The organism is Gelidibacter salicanalis (assembly GCF_016469035.1).
Classification (GTDB): domain Bacteria; phylum Bacteroidota; class Bacteroidia; order Flavobacteriales; family Flavobacteriaceae; genus Gelidibacter; species Gelidibacter salicanalis_A.
Genome location: NZ_JAEHJZ010000038.1, coordinates 1 through 17,798 on the forward strand (window position 1 = coordinate 1; position 17,798 = coordinate 17,798).

At 38.3% G+C, this 17,798-nt stretch carries 13 protein-coding genes; 6 read left to right on the forward strand and 7 right to left on the reverse strand.

Going from position 1 to position 17,798, the window contains the following annotated elements:
• Positions 1-437: 437 nt before the first annotated feature.
• The gene (locus tag JEM65_RS15640; RefSeq protein ID WP_199601452.1) at positions 438-908 is read right to left on the reverse strand and encodes a regulatory protein RecX; all 471 of its coding nucleotides are present in this window, start codon (positions 906-908) and stop codon (positions 438-440) included.
• A 119-nt stretch (positions 909-1,027) separates the two neighbouring features.
• Here JEM65_RS15640 and JEM65_RS15645 point away from each other — a divergent pair, with 119 nt between their 5' ends.
• On the forward strand, positions 1,028-4,351 hold the full coding sequence (locus JEM65_RS15645; protein WP_199601454.1) for a choice-of-anchor D domain-containing protein: 3,324 nt from the start codon (positions 1,028-1,030) through the stop codon (positions 4,349-4,351).
• A gap of 677 nt (positions 4,352-5,028) precedes the next feature.
• Here JEM65_RS15645 and JEM65_RS15650 read toward each other — a convergent pair.
• The 4 genes from JEM65_RS15650 to gdhA all read right to left on the reverse strand — a co-directional run bounded on the left by JEM65_RS15650 (position 5,029) and on the right by gdhA (position 12,039).
• Complete coding sequence (locus tag JEM65_RS15650; protein WP_199601456.1) at positions 5,029-7,440, reverse strand: TonB-dependent receptor plug domain-containing protein; 2,412 nt, start codon at positions 7,438-7,440, stop codon at positions 5,029-5,031.
• 16 nt (positions 7,441-7,456) lie between these two features.
• Entirely contained in the window at positions 7,457-8,176 is a 720-nt protein-coding gene (gene recO / locus JEM65_RS15655) for a DNA repair protein RecO (RefSeq protein WP_199601458.1), read from the reverse strand.
• Positions 8,177-8,195: 19 nt separating this feature from the next.
• A complete protein-coding gene (porZ, locus tag JEM65_RS15660; RefSeq protein WP_199601460.1) occupies positions 8,196-10,568 on the reverse strand; it encodes a type IX secretion system anionic LPS delivery protein PorZ in 2,373 nt (790 codons plus the stop codon).
• A 130-nt stretch (positions 10,569-10,698) separates the two neighbouring features.
• Positions 10,699-12,039: an NADP-specific glutamate dehydrogenase gene (gene gdhA / locus JEM65_RS15665; protein ID WP_199601462.1), complete on the reverse strand. Its 1,341-nt coding sequence runs from the start codon at positions 12,037-12,039 to the stop codon at positions 10,699-10,701.
• Positions 12,040-12,306: 267 nt separating this feature from the next.
• Between gdhA and JEM65_RS15670 the strand changes: the two genes are divergently transcribed.
• On the forward strand, positions 12,307-13,116 hold the full coding sequence (locus JEM65_RS15670; RefSeq protein ID WP_199601465.1) for a THC0290_0291 family protein: 810 nt from the start codon (positions 12,307-12,309) through the stop codon (positions 13,114-13,116).
• 51 nt (positions 13,117-13,167) lie between these two features.
• Here JEM65_RS15670 and JEM65_RS15675 read toward each other — a convergent pair whose 3' ends face one another.
• Positions 13,168-14,307 carry a cystathionine gamma-synthase gene (locus JEM65_RS15675; protein ID WP_199601466.1) on the reverse strand — a complete coding sequence of 380 codons (1,140 nt, stop codon included), beginning with the start codon at positions 14,305-14,307 and terminating at the stop codon, positions 13,168-13,170.
• 97 nt (positions 14,308-14,404) lie between these two features.
• Between JEM65_RS15675 and JEM65_RS15680 the strand changes: the two genes are divergently transcribed.
• Positions 14,405-15,130 (forward strand): DUF3298 and DUF4163 domain-containing protein, encoded by a 726-nt coding sequence (locus JEM65_RS15680; RefSeq protein ID WP_199601467.1) that lies wholly within the window; start codon positions 14,405-14,407, stop codon positions 15,128-15,130.
• 95 nt (positions 15,131-15,225) lie between these two features.
• Entirely contained in the window at positions 15,226-15,582 is a 357-nt protein-coding gene (locus JEM65_RS15685; protein ID WP_199601468.1) for an arsenate reductase family protein, read from the forward strand.
• Positions 15,583-15,586: 4 nt separating this feature from the next.
• On the opposite strand, the gene JEM65_RS15690 is transcribed toward JEM65_RS15685, so the two are convergent.
• Entirely contained in the window at positions 15,587-16,063 is a 477-nt protein-coding gene (locus tag JEM65_RS15690) for an acyl-CoA thioesterase (RefSeq protein ID WP_199601585.1), read from the reverse strand.
• Between the two features lie 208 nt (positions 16,064-16,271).
• On the opposite strand from JEM65_RS15690, the gene JEM65_RS15695 reads away from it, so the two are divergent.
• Entirely contained in the window at positions 16,272-17,129 is an 858-nt protein-coding gene (locus JEM65_RS15695) for a YicC/YloC family endoribonuclease (RefSeq protein WP_199601469.1), read from the forward strand.
• Positions 17,130-17,175: 46 nt separating this feature from the next.
• Positions 17,176-17,769: a guanylate kinase gene (gene gmk / locus JEM65_RS15700; protein WP_199601587.1), complete on the forward strand. Its 594-nt coding sequence runs from the start codon at positions 17,176-17,178 to the stop codon at positions 17,767-17,769.
• Positions 17,770-17,798: the final 29 nt, after the last annotated feature.

The window sequence follows — 17,798 nt, forward strand, 5'->3', positions numbered from 1 at the left end:
TGCCAAGTTTAAGTTGTACTTAAATTCTTTAGTATATTGCGATAAAACCACGTTGAAATTTTAAAAGTGCAAAGGTAGTGGATTGCCCAAGTTTATGAATCATTTTCCGATTTAATTTCAACAAAAACACACCGGATAAGTTATCGTTATCAACTTGCGATAAAGGGCAAATGAACAACCTCGACCCAAGGGTACGAGGTATCAAGTAGAAGTTCCTTTTTTATTTCGACGCAGAGCGTCGGGGAATAAAACCCAAGGATCCCGCTAAAAAGCGGGATTAGTTCAACTAACAATTTTTAATTCATTGCTTCGCAACTTTTAAAAATTGAGTTTCACTAATTTAAAACTGCGTTGTTCTTCAGAATGACGCAGTTTTTTTTAACCCTTCAAGTACACACTTTAATACTTCGCACAACCTCAAACCTCAAACCTCACCCCTAAAACAATTCATTCACCTTATCATACACCAAATGACTTTCCCAACCTCTGTAAAAAAGATAATCGGCTAGTTTTTTCTTGTTCTTTAAAGAATTGGATTCTCTGATATTCTCTGCCTTTTTTTCAGCCAGCGTATGAAATGTCTCCAAATATTCCTGATCACTGATGGTTTGAAGTGCCATAGTAATCAATGTTTTGCCAATATCCTTTTGTTTGAGTTCTCGCGTTAACCGCTGCTTTCCCCATTTTTTAATCCTGAATTTTCCGCTGACAAATGCTTTCGCATAGCGCTCTTCATTTAAAAAATTGTCCTGCATCAATTTCACCACAATATGGTCAATGGCGTCAGGAATCATATGCATGCCGTATAGCTTTTGAGTGACTTCCTTATGGCAGCGTTCTTGATAACTGCAATACCATTCCATTTTTTTTAGGGCTTCCTCAACCGTATACGTTTTATGTGATTGCATATGCAAAAATAGCAACATTTTGTTAATAAAATAAAATATGTAACACGTTGACTGTTACACATTTTAAATTATCTTTAAGTGCTTGAGGTGGTAACAGGTAATTATTTATTTATATAATTATGGATGAAAAATTCAACCTAGTACTATTTGCATCTCTGAGTTTTGTATTTTCTACGCTTGCCCAAGTTCCAGAAATTAGAGTTGAAGGCAATGTGGGTACTTTTCCTGAAATTGTTAGTGGTGACACAAATCCACAAGGTACAGACAACACTTTGTTTGCAGCCCAATTGATAGGTTCATCACAATCTAAATCTTATCGCATTCGCAACTTAGGAAATCTAAGCTTAAACATTTTAAACGTTACGGTGTTAGGGGTAAACTCAGGAGATTTTACAATTACAGTAATTCCTGAATCCATTATTGCACCCGACACCTATTCACTGTTAGAAGTACAATTCTCTCCTTTATCTGCCGGCGTAAGAAATGCAACCGTTTCCATCGAGAATAATGATACTGATGAAAATCCTTATACGTTTGCAATTCGGGGCACCGGTCGCTGTATAGCCACAAGCACAGCCATAACTCCAATGAGTGGTCCTGCGGGAACCATTGTCACCATTAATGGGTCTAATTATGGGCCCAGCACTTCAGCAACCATCAACGGGATTCCAATGGCAGTAACCTTAATCAACACAAAAACAATTGAGCTGCCCATACCGGCTGGTGCCGCTACGGGCAATATAAGGATTGTAGACGGTATTGGTTGTATGAGTATGACACCATTTACAGTTATAGACAGCAGTATTGGCGGTTGTGAAGGCAGTGCTGTGCTGTCCGATTTATTGATTAGCGAGGTGACCGATGCTACGGCCGGCGGCTTAAGTTATATTGAAATTTACAATGGCACAGGTGCTACAGTTGCTTTAGGAAACTACACGTTGGGGATTTATAATAATGGCGCAGCAACAGCTACTAACACTTTAAAATTTAATCCTGTAAACTTAGCACATAATTCCACCTATACCATTGCGGTTGGAATTACCAATGCACCCACATCCGGTAACACCTGCCCTCAAATTGGGGGAAACGGGCAATTGGCGCAGCAAAAGAATACCTTGGTAGGCATTAATAAAAAAGACAATGAGCACGATGTCTTGCGATTATTAAAATCTAACAATACGATAGTTGTTGATGAATTTGGCGTGTATATGGATAAAACGTGGATGGACGCCACCATTATTACTGGCGATCGGGGTTTTAACTTTAGACGGTCAAACTCAGCATCCAAACTTCCAAATCCTAATTTTAATCTCGCAGATTGGAATGTGATTGATTGGGTGGGCTCTGGAGCAACGTCGTGTAACACCAACGATTATTCTAACATTGGCGTTTTCGATTTTTCAGGTGGCGCATCTCCCACAATCACATTACAGCCAACACCCCCCCTGTCCAACTGTAATGTAACCACATCCTTATTGATCTCCGCAAATGAAGGTGTTCAGGGTGGTTTACCATTAGCATATCAATGGTTTTACAATGCGCCCAAAACTGCAGGTTGGATAGAAGTTTCACCCACAGACCCGATGTATTTTGGACAGCAAACTTCAAACCTCAACATACTAAACTTAGAAAATTTTGACGGGTATCAATTTTATGCGCAGATTCGTGAAAATAATGCCAAATGTTATCAGGCTACTCATGTGGTGCCCCTGAAAATCATAAAAACCACTTGGACAGGTTCTGGCTGGAGCCCAACACTCCCTAACACTAAAACCATCGGTATAATTGATGGAAATTATAGTGCTACATCCAAAACAGGTAGCTTTACAACCTGTAGCCTCATCGTAAATTCAGGTTATAAATTACATATTACAGATGGGTATTATGTAGAAGTCACCAACGATGTGGTTGTCAGAGGTAACACCGCATCTCATTACGGAGAAATTGTGGTAGAATCCAAAGCGGCGCTGGTACAAAGAGGAGATGATTCTGCCGCAGGGAGCTTTAGTTTGAGGAATACCGGTACTTCACATGTAAAAAAGTCTACTGCCCTCAAACAAAAATGGTACGATTACACCTTTTGGAGTTCTCCAGTGCACAATGAAACTGTTGAAAGAACTCTAAACATGGCCAAGCCTAGCAGACGCTTTTATTTTGAAGCCTCCAATTATTTAGACATCGACGGGAATAATGTTGACGACAATGGTGATGATTGGCAAGTAGCCACAGGACGTATGATACCTGGCGTTGGTTATACCGCCACTTCTAAGACAACAGACGTTCCATTTCCGAGAATAGATACCACAGAATTTCATGGCGAATTTAATACAGGTAATATTCATGTACCCATTTTCACCAATAGTTTCCCTACGGATAACGACTGGAATCTTGTTGGAAACCCGTATGCATCTGCCATTGATTTTAAAATGGTCCACAGCGCTAATGCAGAGGTTATAGACGGGGCTGCTTATCTATGGTCTCATTTCTCTCCTCCCCTGGCCAGCAACCCAGGCAACCAAGCGCTTAATTTTAACGGTGCTGATTATGCGATTATCACAACGGGTAGTGGCAGCATTGCAGGCGCCAATAAGATTATCCCCTTAGGTTTTATTCCTTCAGGCCAAGGTTTTTTTGTTAAGGGCATCAAAAGTGGTGGCACCTTAACTTTTAAAAACTCTATGAGGATGGCAGATGCCACTAGTAACTCGCAATTCTTTAGAAATGACCACACAGAAGTGCCTAATAAGTTTTGGATCAATCTGACTTCAGACAATGGTATATTTAACCAAATTTTAGTGGCGTATGTTGAGGGTGCTACTGATGGATTTGACGGGTTTTCTTATGATGCAGAACGCAATTCCTCTTCAGGGATAGGTGCGAGCATCTATACTGAAATCCCAACACTTACTAAAAAATATGCAATTCAAGGCAAATCACCAACAAGTTTATCTTTAGAAGAGCAACTCCCCTTAGCATTTTACACAAGTATGACCCAACCCACACGTTACGCACTTTCTATTGCCCAGACCCAAGGACCGTTCTTTGACCAACACAAAATTTATATTAAAGATAATTTATTAGACCTTGCCCACGACTTTTCTACTGGCGACTATAGCTTTACCTCGGCAACGGGCGACTTTAGGGATCGATTTATGATTTATTTTGAGAACCACATCTTAGCTGTCGTGGACGCTCCCTCTCAGATTGAGGATTTGTCAATTTTTGAACTCAACAACGGTCATATTCAATTCTCAACAGGGCAGCATCTAACGATTAAATCAGTGGAGATTTTTGATCTTTTAGGCAGAAAACTGCATGAGTTTAGGGGCAGTAATAGCACGGAAATTTATGAATTAAATCAAGCGAGCCAAGCAGTCTATATTGCCCGAGTAGTACTATCAAATGACCGAATTATTACGAAGCGATTATTAAAACGTTGCTAAAACAAGAAATTCACTATTATAATAGCGTTGAGAATGTCACTTCGAGTGATTTTCAAGCACCATAGTGATTGAAAATAGTATCGAGAAGCGTACCAAAACTTATAATTTAATAACCTAAGGTTCTCGATACATCCCGAAAGATTTAAGAACTTATCCATTATTAAAAACACTCCCGAAGCTTTCGAGACACTCGAACTGACAACAGGTAAACATTGGTCACTTCGAGTGATTTTCAAGCACCCTAGTGATTGAAAATAGTATCGAGAAGCGTACCAAAATTTGAAATTTAATAACCTAAAGGTTCTCGATACATCCCGAAAGCTTTAAGAACTTATCCTTTTTCAAAAATACTACCGAAGCTTTCGAGACACTCGGTTCTCGATACATCCCGAAAGCTTTAAAAACTTATCCATTATTAAAAACACTCCCGAAACTTTCGAGACACTCGAACTGACAACAGGTAAACATTGTCACTTCGAGTGATTTTCAAGCACCCTAGTGATTGAAAATAGTATCGAGAAGCGTACCAAAACTTATAATTTAATAACCTAAGGTTCTCGATACATCCCGAAAGCTTTAACAACTTATCCATTATTAAAAACACTCCCGAAGCTTTCGGGACACTCGAACTGACAACAGGTAAACATTGTCACTTCGAGTGATTTTCAAGCCCGGTTTTACAGTGTATATTTTAAAGACAGGATTAGGTTACGCCCTGGAGCTGCAATTCCTGAGGAATAGGTTTTGTAACGTTGGTCTGTAATGTTTTCTAAACTTACCGTCAGAGATACCGCTTTGTTGAACTGATATTGGGTTCTAAAATTAAGCGTGTACCAAGATGGGGAGTAAGGCTTGCCATTGGCGTCTAAGGCATACATATAGTCTTTACCTTGTTCTGAAGTCGCCAATTGATTATTGGACAATTCACTATTATAGGTTGCAAACGCATCCAATTGTAGTTTATCTTTTTGCCATGTCAAGTGTGTATCTCCAAACTGAGGCGCAGCATGACGTAGGGGTGTATTGTCTCCAAAATCATCTTCTTCTCTACCCCCAATAATATTATAATTTGATTTTAATTTCAAAGCGTCTGTAAAATTCACCATTAAGCCCACTTCAAATCCATAAATTCGGGATTCTGCTGCATTTTGAATGGCTTGAACGGTACTCAATTCACCATCATACATAATTTCAGATTCCCCATTGAGTGTAAAATCCCGGCGTACCAGAGTATTATCTAAGTAGGTATAATATGTGGCCATATCGACAATAACTCTATTTTCAAAGTTCAACTTTAGCCCTAGTTCGAGCCCATAGGCATGTTCCGGTTTTAAATCGTCATTAGGCACAACAACAGCTCCTGGCTCAGAATCGAACACCTTCCCTATGTCATCAATGTTAGGCGCTCTAAAGGCAGATGAAGCGTTAAATTTCAATGCTAAGGTCTGATTGGGATTCCAGTTGACACCCGCCGTCCCTGTAAAGGCTCCGGTATTAATCTTTGTATTGGTGTACGGTAAATATAAATAGGCATTATTCTGCGTAAAATCAGCGTTTAGAACCACATGATTGTAGCGCATACCGGTTTGAAATACAAACTTCGGATTGGGTTTAAACTTCAAACTTGTATAAGCGGCTACAGATTGCCAATCGGATCCATTGGGATAACGCGAAACGGTGGGGACAGTCGTTCCTGTTTGGATATTTTCTTCATTTCCTGAAGACGTCACGTGATTGTAAATATATTCCAAGCCATAAAACAATTCTGTTCTAGTGCCTAACTGTTTTTCTAAATCTAAATTTGCCGATAGGGCATCTACCGCCTCTTCCCTGATATTTCTGTCTGGCTTAGCATAATCTCTGTCCATCCGACTTTCTTGAAAATTCTGGTAAGCCAGAGTCGCTTGAATCTTATCATATAAATTAGAATTACTGCTCAGTTTTGTCACTTGCACATTCCCCATAAACCAACGTTGCGGACCATAATTCCATTCAGCGGAACGCAAATTATCACCTTTATAGCGAATCAATCGGTCGTATCTTGAAAAGTCAGAGGTGGTAGTGTAATACAATCCTAAATCAAAGGTCCAATCTTCTTTAGGCTCATAACGCACTTTCTGCAAAAAATTGATTTGATCATACCCTGTGGGCACTTGAATCAACGGGTTGCCATTCGCAACTAGTTGATCAGTTCCGTCAACAGTTCGCACATATTCTGGCCTGATATAGTCAGCTGGGCCGTGATCTCCCATGCGCAAATCGTCAAAATCAGTATAACTGATGCTGCTATAAAATGCCCATTTTTTCATCCCAAAATTCAAATCGACATGTCCTGTTTTTTCTTTATTTGCCGTGGCATATCGCGTGACCACATGACCCTTAAAATATAAAGAATCAGCATACGACAAACGGGGGTTTTGGGTGTAAAAGCTCATCACTCCCCCAAGCGCATCACTCCCATAAACTACAGAACCCGCACCTAGTGTGACCTCTGTATTTTGAATTGCAAACGGATCTATAGAAATAACATTTTGTAAATTTCCACCCCTAAATATGGCATTGTTCATCCGTACGCCGTCTACTGTAATTAACAGCCGATTTGTTGACAACCCCCTAATCATAGGACTCCCGCCACCCATTTGACTTTTTTGAATAAACACGTTTCCGCTACTTTCCAATAAGTCGGCACTGGTTTGAGGATTTGAAAACACGATAGATTTTGCACTGATATTTATAATTTTTTGAGGTATATCCCGCTTGCTCTGTTGAAATTTTGATGCCGACAGCACAATTTCTTCTAAACCTTCTATTTTGGCTTTAAGATAAATGGTTCTATTAGCGATATCAGAGGTTCTGAAACTGCTAATTTGATACAGCAAATGCTCGACAAAAATAATTTCGTCAGAAGAAAATTGACCTAAATTAGCAACACCGTCAATATCAGACATGGTGGATTTAACTTTTGACGCATTATAAATTACGGCCCCCGCAACAGGAAGACCCGTCGTTTCTTCTAAAATCTTAACACGTTGTGAGTGTGCTGAAACACTTATGAGCAGAAACGTACATAATGACAAAAAAAATTTCATATAATGGTGGTCAGTTTTAATTAAATACTTGATTTAGCACCTGTAAGGATTTTGGCTTTCTAAAATCGGTCAGGTGCAATTCAAAATAAAATAGCATGGTGTTCAATAAAGTTTGCCGCTGTGTAGAGGTCATTTTTATGGTACTTAGCTCATCAAATTTTATGCCTAATAGCGCCTTTAAGAATTTTAAATTTTCTCCTGAAATAGTATAGTTGTTTTGGGGTTTTAATTCAAAACTGCCGCTGCTTAAATTGAAGTAAGGAAAGCTGGTCTGGGTCGTATCTGGATAAAACCCTAAATGCTTGCTGAGCTCCAATAGAAACAGCAGGTGAAAATTAGCGAATTCCGTTTCATGGTCCAACCATTGAAGGGTAGTTTCTAAGAATTCATACAATGAGAGATTGCTTTCTTCCTCTTTTAATGTAGATGCCAACACTTCAGATAAAAACATCACAATAGCCCCTTTTAAAATGTTGGTATGCATACTTTGGTAAGGCATACTCAATTTAACTTCTGTTATAAAATGTAAAGAATGATTGGCTTTGTAGTTTTCTTCAATTTCCAGTTGTGAGAGCGGTTGGTAATAGGCAATTTTAGAATTGCTCCGCTTGCTTTTCAATATGCCTTTCAGCAAATAACTGACCACACCACGGTTTTTAGTGTAGCATTTTACAATCACGTCATGGTCTCCATACTTTATTTTTGAAAGTACAATAGCATTGGTTTTGACTAACATATGTTTTTGAGTAAAGCCATTATCTGATAATCAATAGTTTTAGGACCTTGGTTTCAAAAGAGTACAAATCAGAAATCATAATAAGATAAACGCCCGAGGCTACAATGTTATTCGCTAAGTTTTTACCATTCCAGATAGCAGTACCACCATCTATGGCAAAATTATAACTAGAACTTGACGCTCTTAAATTGACTCTAGATTGTGCTTCTGCCACAAGATTACCCTCAATATCTGTAATTTTAATATTAACGTTTTCTGTAATACCTTTAATTTTGACGCCTTTATTGATATCATTTAAACTGCTGGCGCCAAGAATATTATATTCAGGTCTGACGGGATTAGGATATACAAAAGCATTGGTCAATTCTTCCTTAGGAGTTGAGCCTCCAGAAGTAAAGGATAAAAGCCCCTTTGCGGTGGCTATATAAATCTTTCCGTTTTGAGCGTCTATGGAAATATCCTTGATGAAATTGGAAGGCAATGGCGAATTATCTGTAGTAAAATGGTAGATGGTTTGCTGTCCGTCAGCAGAAAAATAAAAAACTCCAGCATCAAGCGTGCCAATCCATTTATTATTAGAACCGTCTACTTTAATATCGGTGATGTATTGGTTGGACAATAATTCTTGAGGAATGCCATCATCAAGCACCACAATTTCCTTGACATTGGCGTTGGAATCTTCAAAAAATCCAGCTGTATTGTAAAGCACCCTTAAGCCTTTAATGGTGCCAATCCACAGTTGACCGTTATTATCCACAGCTACCGCGTTGACCACAGTGCTTGGCATATTTTGAGCTACGGTATTCAAATTTTTAATCTTAGACCCATTTTCATTGTAGCCTATCACACCTTTGCGGAAAGCGCCAATCCATTTGGTCCCATTTCTATCAATGGTAATATCTCCAAAACCAAGTTCATCATTAAATGCATCTGGGATAATGTCCTTAAAACTATAGCCACGCCATTCGCCAGTACTCGGGTTAAAGGATTTTAAAGCTTTATCCACCCTGCATGTAAGCGTCCACAATACTCCATTTCTATCGAATAAAGACCCCGTTTGTCTTACAGAAACTGTTGATGGAGACGAAGGCACCCGCAAAGATTCCAGTCCGCTATTGGTGTGATCCAAAAGAATTTTTGGAACCTCCCCATTTAGCTCAAGAATGCCTTGTTGACAGGCACTGATAAATACTTGGGACGGATTAAATGGATTCACAGCAATATAATTTAGGTTCTGGGCTGTTAAAAGATCGTCAAACGGTGTATTCTTCCACGTGTCATCAATCATTTGACTCATACCATAACTCCGTAAAGGAAACGGATTATAAGATTCTGTATAATCACCATAGGTTACCCAAAGCGTGTTATGTGCTGCCTCAATCTTAAAAGCATCGTTCATCAATGGTCCCTCTGGCTTTATTTCTTCAAAACTAGTGGCGTTTAAAAAGCTTGATTTTAAAACACCCAAATGTTTCGTACCTGTAAAAATCATATTCTCAGTGATGATGGCACTCGTAAATTGTGTATTGTTTTCAGCTGTGAGTGTCGCAGTGGTCAGTAGATTAAAGCTACTGTTGTAAACGTAAATTCGATCTGGGGTGGTTACCACCAATTTATTATCTACCGATTTTGTGTCTAGAGGAATTCCTGAATAGTTAAATAAAGCCGTGAAAGCATCATTTCTAATTTCATAAATAACCTGATCTGTTTTCACGGCGTATAAGCGATTGTCGACTTGTGCTACAGATACAAAATTACCATTACCTAAGGTTTTCCATTGTTGATAATCAATAAGATTAGGATTGGAAACATCTGCTGATTTAATCGCATTATTATTCCCACAGGCGGCATAGAGTGTATTGTTCAGTATAGTGGTTTGATTGACATTAATTTGATTGCCGCCATTCCCAATAAAAAAGGTATCGCCAAATTCAAGACGTTCCAAATCATATACCGAAATCCCATAATCAGTGGAGATATACACCAGCCCGTCACTCATATTAAAATGATTAATGCGTTTCAGAGTTGGCGGAATGGTCTGTTTATCAAGAATATCAACCACAGATAAGATGTTGTGTTCAGGTCCAGAAACAACCTCAATCAGTCCGTTGGCATACCCAATCAATAAGGTTCCGTAAGTGTCGTTGTAAGCAATGGTAGTGATCGTTTGGCCCGACAGGCCATGTAGGGTCGTGATGGTTTCCAATTGGGCAGTAGACAAATCATAGGTAAACACTGCATTTTCTGAAGCAGCATAAATTTTGTTATTGCCTTTAACAACATCCTTAATATCATTATAGGAAAAATAGCCCTGCCACAAGTCCGAAAAATCCTGTGCGTAAGACCCATTTACCACACAACATAAAAAAAGCGCTGTAATCAGTTTTATCATAGCTAGTTAATAGGTGTCAAAGATATTTATTACTAACGACATTTCAGCGTTATTCATTGGTATTAAGAAAACAAAAAAGACTTCTATAACGCATTATAAAAGTCTTTTTTAAGTGTTGTTCTCTTGTGTATTAAACTACACCTTGTGCCAACATTGCATCTGCTACTTTTACAAAACCAGCAATATTTGCACCTTTTACATAATCAATAAAACCATCCTCTTGTTTACCGTAGGTCACGCAAGATTGATGGATGTTATCCATAATATCGTATAATTTGCCATCTACCTTTTCTCTATCCCAATTTAAACGTAGCGAATTTTGACTCATTTCCAATCCAGAAGTGGCAACCCCACCAGCGTTAGAAGCCTTCCCAGGCCCAAACAACACTCGTGCTTTTTGAAACGCTTCAATGGCATCAGGTGTACACGGCATATTAGCCCCTTCTGCAACAGCCATTACCTTATTTTGGATAAGGATTTTGGCCTCTTCTTCATTTAATTCATTTTGCGTGGCACATGGTAAAGCAATATCACATGGTACAGCCCACGGACGCCCTTCGTAAAATGATGCTGACTGGTAGTGTTCAGCATAGGCACTAATTCTGCCGCGTTTTACATTTTTGAGATCCATAATAAATGCCAATTTATCAGCATCTATACCTTCAGGATCATAAATATAACCTGAAGAATCAGACATGGTCAACACTTTAGCACCAAACTCAGTGGCTTTTTCACAAGCGTATTGTGCGACATTTCCTGCGCCTGAGATGGATATTGTTTTATCTTTTAAGCTGTCATTTTGAACGGCCAGCATGTTTTTTACAAAATACACACAACCATAACCAGTAGATTCAGGTCTAATTACGGAGCCGCCATAAGACATTGCTTTACCCGTCAAAATACCGGTAAACTCATTTCTTATTTTTTTATATTGGCCAAACATATAGCCAATTTCGCGGGAACCAACACCTATATCTCCGGCAGGAACATCTGTATTTTGACCAATATGACGGTACAACTCATTCATAAAAGATTGACAGAAGCGCATGACCTCATTATCACTCTTTCCTTTTGGATCGAAATCAGAACCGCCCTTACCTCCGCCTAAGGGCAATGTGGTAAGCGAATTCTTGAAGGTTTGCTCAAATCCTAAAAATTTGAGAATACTTAAATTTACAGTGGGATGAAAACGTAGACCACCTTTGTACGGACCAATAGCAGAATTAAACTCCACCCTAATACCTCTATTTACGTGTATCTCTCCCTTATCATCCACCCAAGGTACCCTAAAAATTATGGTGCGTTCTGGTTCAACAATGCGCTCAAGCAACATTTTTCCTTGGTATCTAGGGTTTTCCTCTATAAAAGGAATTATAGTTTCTGCGACCTCGTGCACCGCTTGTAAGAACTCTGGCTCATGGGCATTGTTTTTTTTTACAAGCTCTAAAAAAGAATCAATTTTGTCTTTCATTTATCAGTTTATTAAGAATAAATATAATATTTGGTATTCCAAAGATACATTATCTTGCGCTTTTTAGAGCTACATTGACCGGCGTTGAAATAATTTTTTTGCTTTTTGGGAGTCCAATTAAATAAACCACTATGGATTNNGGAGCAGGGTTTTTACCTTTAACTGGATAATAAAATTATAACTACCACGAAATGAATGTTCTGTTTGCAGTTCAACTCTGTTTTCATATATTTGTTTGGACCAACAACCTTAATTACCAGCAAGCACATGGCGCTTAAATTAAAACAGTTCCCCTTTTTAGCGCTTTTTTTAATAGGATTTTCAGCTGGTTATGCCCAATTAGGATTTTCTCATGAAATAGGCGTTATTGCAGGGCCTGTGGCATTTCAGTCAGATTTTGGCCAACGTTATAATTTTGAAACCAACTCAGGCAATACGGGTATAGGGATAGGTCTAATCCATTATATAAATTTTTCTTATAGAGCAGATTGTTCGTGCTATACCACTGACACCTATTTTAATGATCACTTTAAAGTTAGAAGTGAAATTTCTTGGAACCAAACCAAGCTGGAACATTTTGGAAAATGGGTTGAACCTATAAGAACGAGTGTTTGGGCCGATAAGTTAAGAGCGCATTCTGGTGAAGCCACAAACTTTGATATTGGCAGCCAACTGGAGTATTTTCCATTGAGCATTAGAGCCTTTTCTGTAAGGGTTGGAGCGCTTGCTCCGTTTGTAAGTTTAGGGGTTCATTTGACAAAATATTACCCCAAGGTGGCAACATCTTATGGCGATAAAGACCCCACTAATTTGACCAATTATTATGATCCTTGGTTTTACCCTGATGGAGTTAGGGATGATAAATTTATAAACGTTGATCCGGGAACCACACTATCTGTTGTGGGGAGTCTTGGTATGCGTTACAAATTATCCATATTGTCAGATTTGATGCTAGATTTAAGATGGCAATATTATTTTAGGGACACTATTGATGGCCTAGATCATAAATTGCCATCCAACAAAGCAAATGATTATTTGGTGTGGCTAAATTTTGGATATATCTATTATCTCGATTAAAAAAAACCAAGTCTAAATCTGCTTTTTACTTTATCTATCCGGTAATTCATACTATCCTATCGCCTGTTTTAAATCGGCAATTAAATCTTCTTCATCTTCAATACCTACGCTTAAACGAATTAGAGAATCTACCACACCGGTTTTTTCACGGGCTTCTTTAGGAATGCTCGCATGCGTCATACTTGCTGGATGCCCGGCAAGAGATTCTACCCCGCCCAAGGATTCTGCCAAAGTGAAAATCTTTAGTTTTTCAACAATGTTGATGGCTTCTGCATAGTTATTTCCTTTGGTCGTAAAAGAAACCATCCCTCCAAAATCTTTCATCTGTGCTTTTGCAATGTCATGATTAGGATGGTCTTCAAACCCTGGCCAGTATACGGTTTCAATTTTAGGATGACGTCTTAAATATTCAGCAACAGCCTTTCCGTTTTCACAATGACGCTGCATCCTAATATGTAAGGTTTTGATGCCCCGTAGCACTAAAAAACTGTCTTGCGGACCACAAACTGCACCACTCGCATTTTGTATAAAGTATAGTCGATCTGCCAATCCTTTATCTTTTACAACCAACGCTCCCATAACCACATCACTATGGCCACCCAAGTATTTGGTTGCAGAATGCATAACGATATCAGCACCGAGATCTAAAGGCTGTTGCAGATAAGGGGTTGCAAAGGTATTATCTACCGCTAATAAAATATTATGTTTATTGGCCACCAATGCAGCCGCTTTAATATCAATAATATTCATCATCGGATTGGTAGGGGTTTCCACCCAGATCAATTTTGTGTTTGTATTGATATACGCTTCAATGTTGGAAGCGTTTTCCATACCCACAAAATGAAACTTAATCCCAAAACCTTCAAATATTTTGGTGAATAAGCGGTACGTCCCACCATAAAGATCATTTGTTGAAATCACTTCATCACCAGATTTCAAAAGCTTTAACACGGCATCAATGGCCGCCAAACCAGAACCAAAAGCCATCGCGTGAGTACCGTTTTCAATACTTGCAAAGGCATTTTCTAACGCCGTACGTGTAGGATTGGCGCTTCTGGAATATTCATAACCTTTATGACCCCCCGGAGTAGTTTGCGCATAGGTTGTAGTTTGATATATTGGAGGCATTACTGAACCATAAGCTTTATCAGGTTCTTGATTTCCGTGGATGGTTTTGGTGTTGAATTTCATAAAATATAATTTTGATGATAACAAATTTAACCTTTAATTGGTTGGTTACGAAAGGATGTAATACCTTTATTGAATGTTTAACAAAACCCCACTACCCTTGAAAAAAATAAGTTATTTTCTGTTGATTGCCTTAGTGATATCGGCGTGTAATGAAGATGTCAAATTAAATTTTGAGAACCAGCGTATCGAAACATCGGCAGATGCTGTAATTGTGATCAACTATCCTAAAGCCGTCGGGACAAAAGCAGTTGTTGAAAAAATCAATCAACAAATTGAACATGTAATTGCCAATGACATGAATATGGCAGAAACTACAGAAAACAACATCTCAGTTAAAGAAGCGGTCGCACAGTTTGACGACGAATATAAATTGTTCAAAAAAGATTTTCAAGATACCAGTCAGAAATGGGAAGTAAAAGTGGATGGTAGCGTGTTATATGAGACTGCCGAAGTGGTTAGCATCAGTTTACGATCGTATATAGATACTGGTGGTGCACACGGCAATAGCAGATTGACCTACTTAAATTTCAATCCTGAAACGGGGGCGCTTTTAGAGGAAAATGACATCATCAGTAACCAAAGCGAATTTAAAGTTATTGCCGAAAAAGCCTTTAAAGAACAAGCAACACCTGAAGACGAAGGCGAAACTATTGAAGATTTCTTCTTTGGGGAAGATTTTCAGTTGCCAGCCAATATTGGATTTACAAAAGAGGGGTTAGTCCTACTCTATAACAATTATGAAATTGCCGCCTATACGCAAGGCGCAACAAAAATAGTATTGCCTTATGCCGATTTAAAAGGGGTGTTGAAAATAAATCCTTAACCTCGTACCTAAGTTGAACTAGGTACATTTGTTAAGCTCAGAAAAAATACAACGCAGATTTTTGACCGTTTCAATTGCACCACAAAATTTTTATTTTGAACAAGATTTACCATTTAAAAACCTGTAGTACCTGTGTCAGAATTATCAAAACCTTGGATTTGCCTTCAGATGTCGTCCTTCAAGATATTAAAAGCGAACCCATAACACCGTCGCAATTGGAAGAGCTTCACAAGTTGGCTGGGAGCTATGAGGCTTTATTCAGCAAACGCGCGCAACGCTACAAGACGTTAGGATTAAAGGACAAAACGCTGACCGAAACGGATTATAAAAATTATATTTTAGAACACTATACCTTTTTAAGCAGGCCAGTGGTGATATACAACAACCAAATTTTTATTGGTAATAGCGCCAAAACGGTTGAGGCCGCCCAAAAAGTAATTCATAAAGATTAGAAAACTAGCTTAATTTAACTGGTTTTTTTCCGAATTTTCGAGTGTCTTCTTTCGTCAATGTTCTAAAATCAGCAGATTTTGGAAAGGTGTCCATTTCCTTCAAAAATTCCGCTGGTAAAGGTGTCAACTCACGCGTTTTTAAATTGATCCAAGCACCCATAAGCTCACAAGTTGCCAAATTTTCTCCTTTATCATTGTATATATTGTGTTCAATTTCAAAGAACATACCGTCTTCACTCAACCCTTTAACTTCAAGGCTCACTCTGATTGGGGTGCCCAAGAACGCTTCTTTAAAGTAGTAAATATGTTCGTAAAAAATAACGGGGCTGATCTGAAACTTCGCCAGATTAGACAATGAAAAGTTATGGTCCTCAAAAAATGCCACTCGTGTATGGCTCATAAAGTTTACATAAGCTGAATTGGCCAAATGTCTGTTGGCATCTACATCACTCCATCGTATTTCAAATTCCTTTAGGTACATTGTTTTCATATTATAAGTTTTAGTGAGCACACAGACTTTAATTCTAAAAATTAAAGCAACGCATCCTTTTAAAAGCATTTGTTCTTTTCTGACCATTAAAGCTTGCAAATTTAAAATAATTTAAGTGTATGGCTACAATTCCGGTTATTTATTACCCTTTTAAACCTGATGATTTTCATTACCTTTGTGCAACTTTTAAAATAAGTCCATGATACAATCCATGACAGGGTACGGAAAATCTGTATTACAGCTTCCGTCCAAAAAAATATCCATTGAAGTCAAATCACTGAACAGCAAAAACCTCGATTTGAATACAAGAATGCCCTCATTATACAGAGAAAAAGAACTGGGTATTCGTAAACTGATTGCTTCAAAATTGGAACGTGGCAAAGTGGATTTTTCCTTATATATGGAGATTACTGGCGAAGAAACCTCAACACAAATCAATAAAACTGTCGTAAAACAGTACATCAAACAACTTAAAGCTGTTGTGGACGGGGACGAAACTGAATTGCTTAAAATGGCTATTCGTTTGCCAGATGCAGTCACAACGGAGCGTGATGAGATGGATGAAGACGAATGGGATGACATTGCCGCAGAGATCAATACTGCATTGGATAAAATTCTGCAGTACCGCTTGGATGAAGGTAAAAGCCTAGAGTCTGAGTTTTTTGATCGCGTCAAAAATATTTCAGATTTATTAGACGCCGTTATCGCTATGGACCCTGAACGTATTGAAGGTGTCAGAGAACGTTTGCTAAAAGGTGTTGCCGAGTTGAAAGAAAAAGTGGATGAAAACAGATTTGAGCAAGAATTGGTATTTTACATTGAAAAATTTGACATCACGGAAGAAAAAGTACGCTTAAAAAATCATTTGGATTATTTTATGTCAGCACTTAATAGTGACGACTCCAACGGTAAAAAATTAGGATTTATCAGTCAAGAAATGGGTCGTGAAATCAACACTATCGGTTCTAAAAGCAATTATGCCCCTATGCAAAAATTGGTCGTTCAAATGAAGGACGAACTGGAAAAGATAAAAGAACAATTATTGAATGTACTTTAGAAAATAGAGTATATAGAATTATATTAAAATAGCATTTGTGACCAAAATTAAAGACATCACCCCCCAAGGAAAACTCATCGTATTTTCAGCCCCTTCTGGCTCTGGCAAAACCACCTTGGTAAGACATTTACTGCAACAGGAAGAATTAAATTTGGAGTTCTCCATTTCTGCCACTTCTAGAGAGAAAAGAGATAACGAAACTGATGGTAAGGATTACTACTTTTTAGATGCGCAAGCCTTTAAAAACCGAATTAAAAATGATGAGTTTTTAGAGTGGGAAGAAGTGTATCGGGATAACTTTTACGGGACTTTAAAAACCGAAGTAAAGCGTATTTGGGCAAAAGGCAAGAATGTCATTTTTGATATTGATGTATCGGGTGGACTACGTATCAAACGAAAATTTCCAGATCAGACCATTGCAATTTTTGTAAAGCCACCTAGTATTGACGAATTAAAGATTCGCTTAAAAAAACGTCAAACAGAAAGTAACGACAAAATCAATATGCGCATTGCTAAAGCTTCAGCAGAACTTGCTACCGCTCCGCTATTTGACGTCATTGTCATAAATGATGATCTTGACAAAGCTATTCAGGAATCTTACACATTAGTATCAGATTTTATAAATACGCCTGAAGATTAATAAAAGGAAATTAACATCTGACCATAACA

Excerpts from the sequence above, each read along its gene's own strand:
- JEM65_RS15695 (WP_199601469.1), top strand. The coding sequence starts at position 16,272 with ATGATACAATCCATGACAGGGTACGGAAAATCTGTATTACAGCTTCCG.
- JEM65_RS15650 (WP_199601456.1), bottom strand. The coding sequence starts at position 7,440 with ATGAAATTTTTTTTGTCATTATGTACGTTTCTGCTCATAAGTGTTTCA.
- porZ (WP_199601460.1), bottom strand. The coding sequence starts at position 10,568 with ATGATAAAACTGATTACAGCGCTTTTTTTATGTTGTGTGGTAAATGGG.
- JEM65_RS15645 (WP_199601454.1), top strand. The coding sequence starts at position 1,028 with ATGGATGAAAAATTCAACCTAGTACTATTTGCATCTCTGAGTTTTGTA.
- JEM65_RS15640 (WP_199601452.1), bottom strand. The coding sequence starts at position 908 with ATGCAATCACATAAAACGTATACGGTTGAGGAAGCCCTAAAAAAAATG.
- JEM65_RS15690 (WP_199601585.1), bottom strand. The coding sequence starts at position 16,063 with ATGTACCTAAAGGAATTTGAAATACGATGGAGTGATGTAGATGCCAAC.
- gdhA (WP_199601462.1), bottom strand. The coding sequence starts at position 12,039 with ATGAAAGACAAAATTGATTCTTTTTTAGAGCTTGTAAAAAAAAACAAT.
- JEM65_RS15675 (WP_199601466.1), bottom strand. The coding sequence starts at position 14,307 with ATGAAATTCAACACCAAAACCATCCACGGAAATCAAGAACCTGATAAA.
- recO (WP_199601458.1), bottom strand. The coding sequence starts at position 8,176 with ATGTTAGTCAAAACCAATGCTATTGTACTTTCAAAAATAAAGTATGGA.
- JEM65_RS15670 (WP_199601465.1), top strand. The coding sequence starts at position 12,307 with ATGGCGCTTAAATTAAAACAGTTCCCCTTTTTAGCGCTTTTTTTAATA.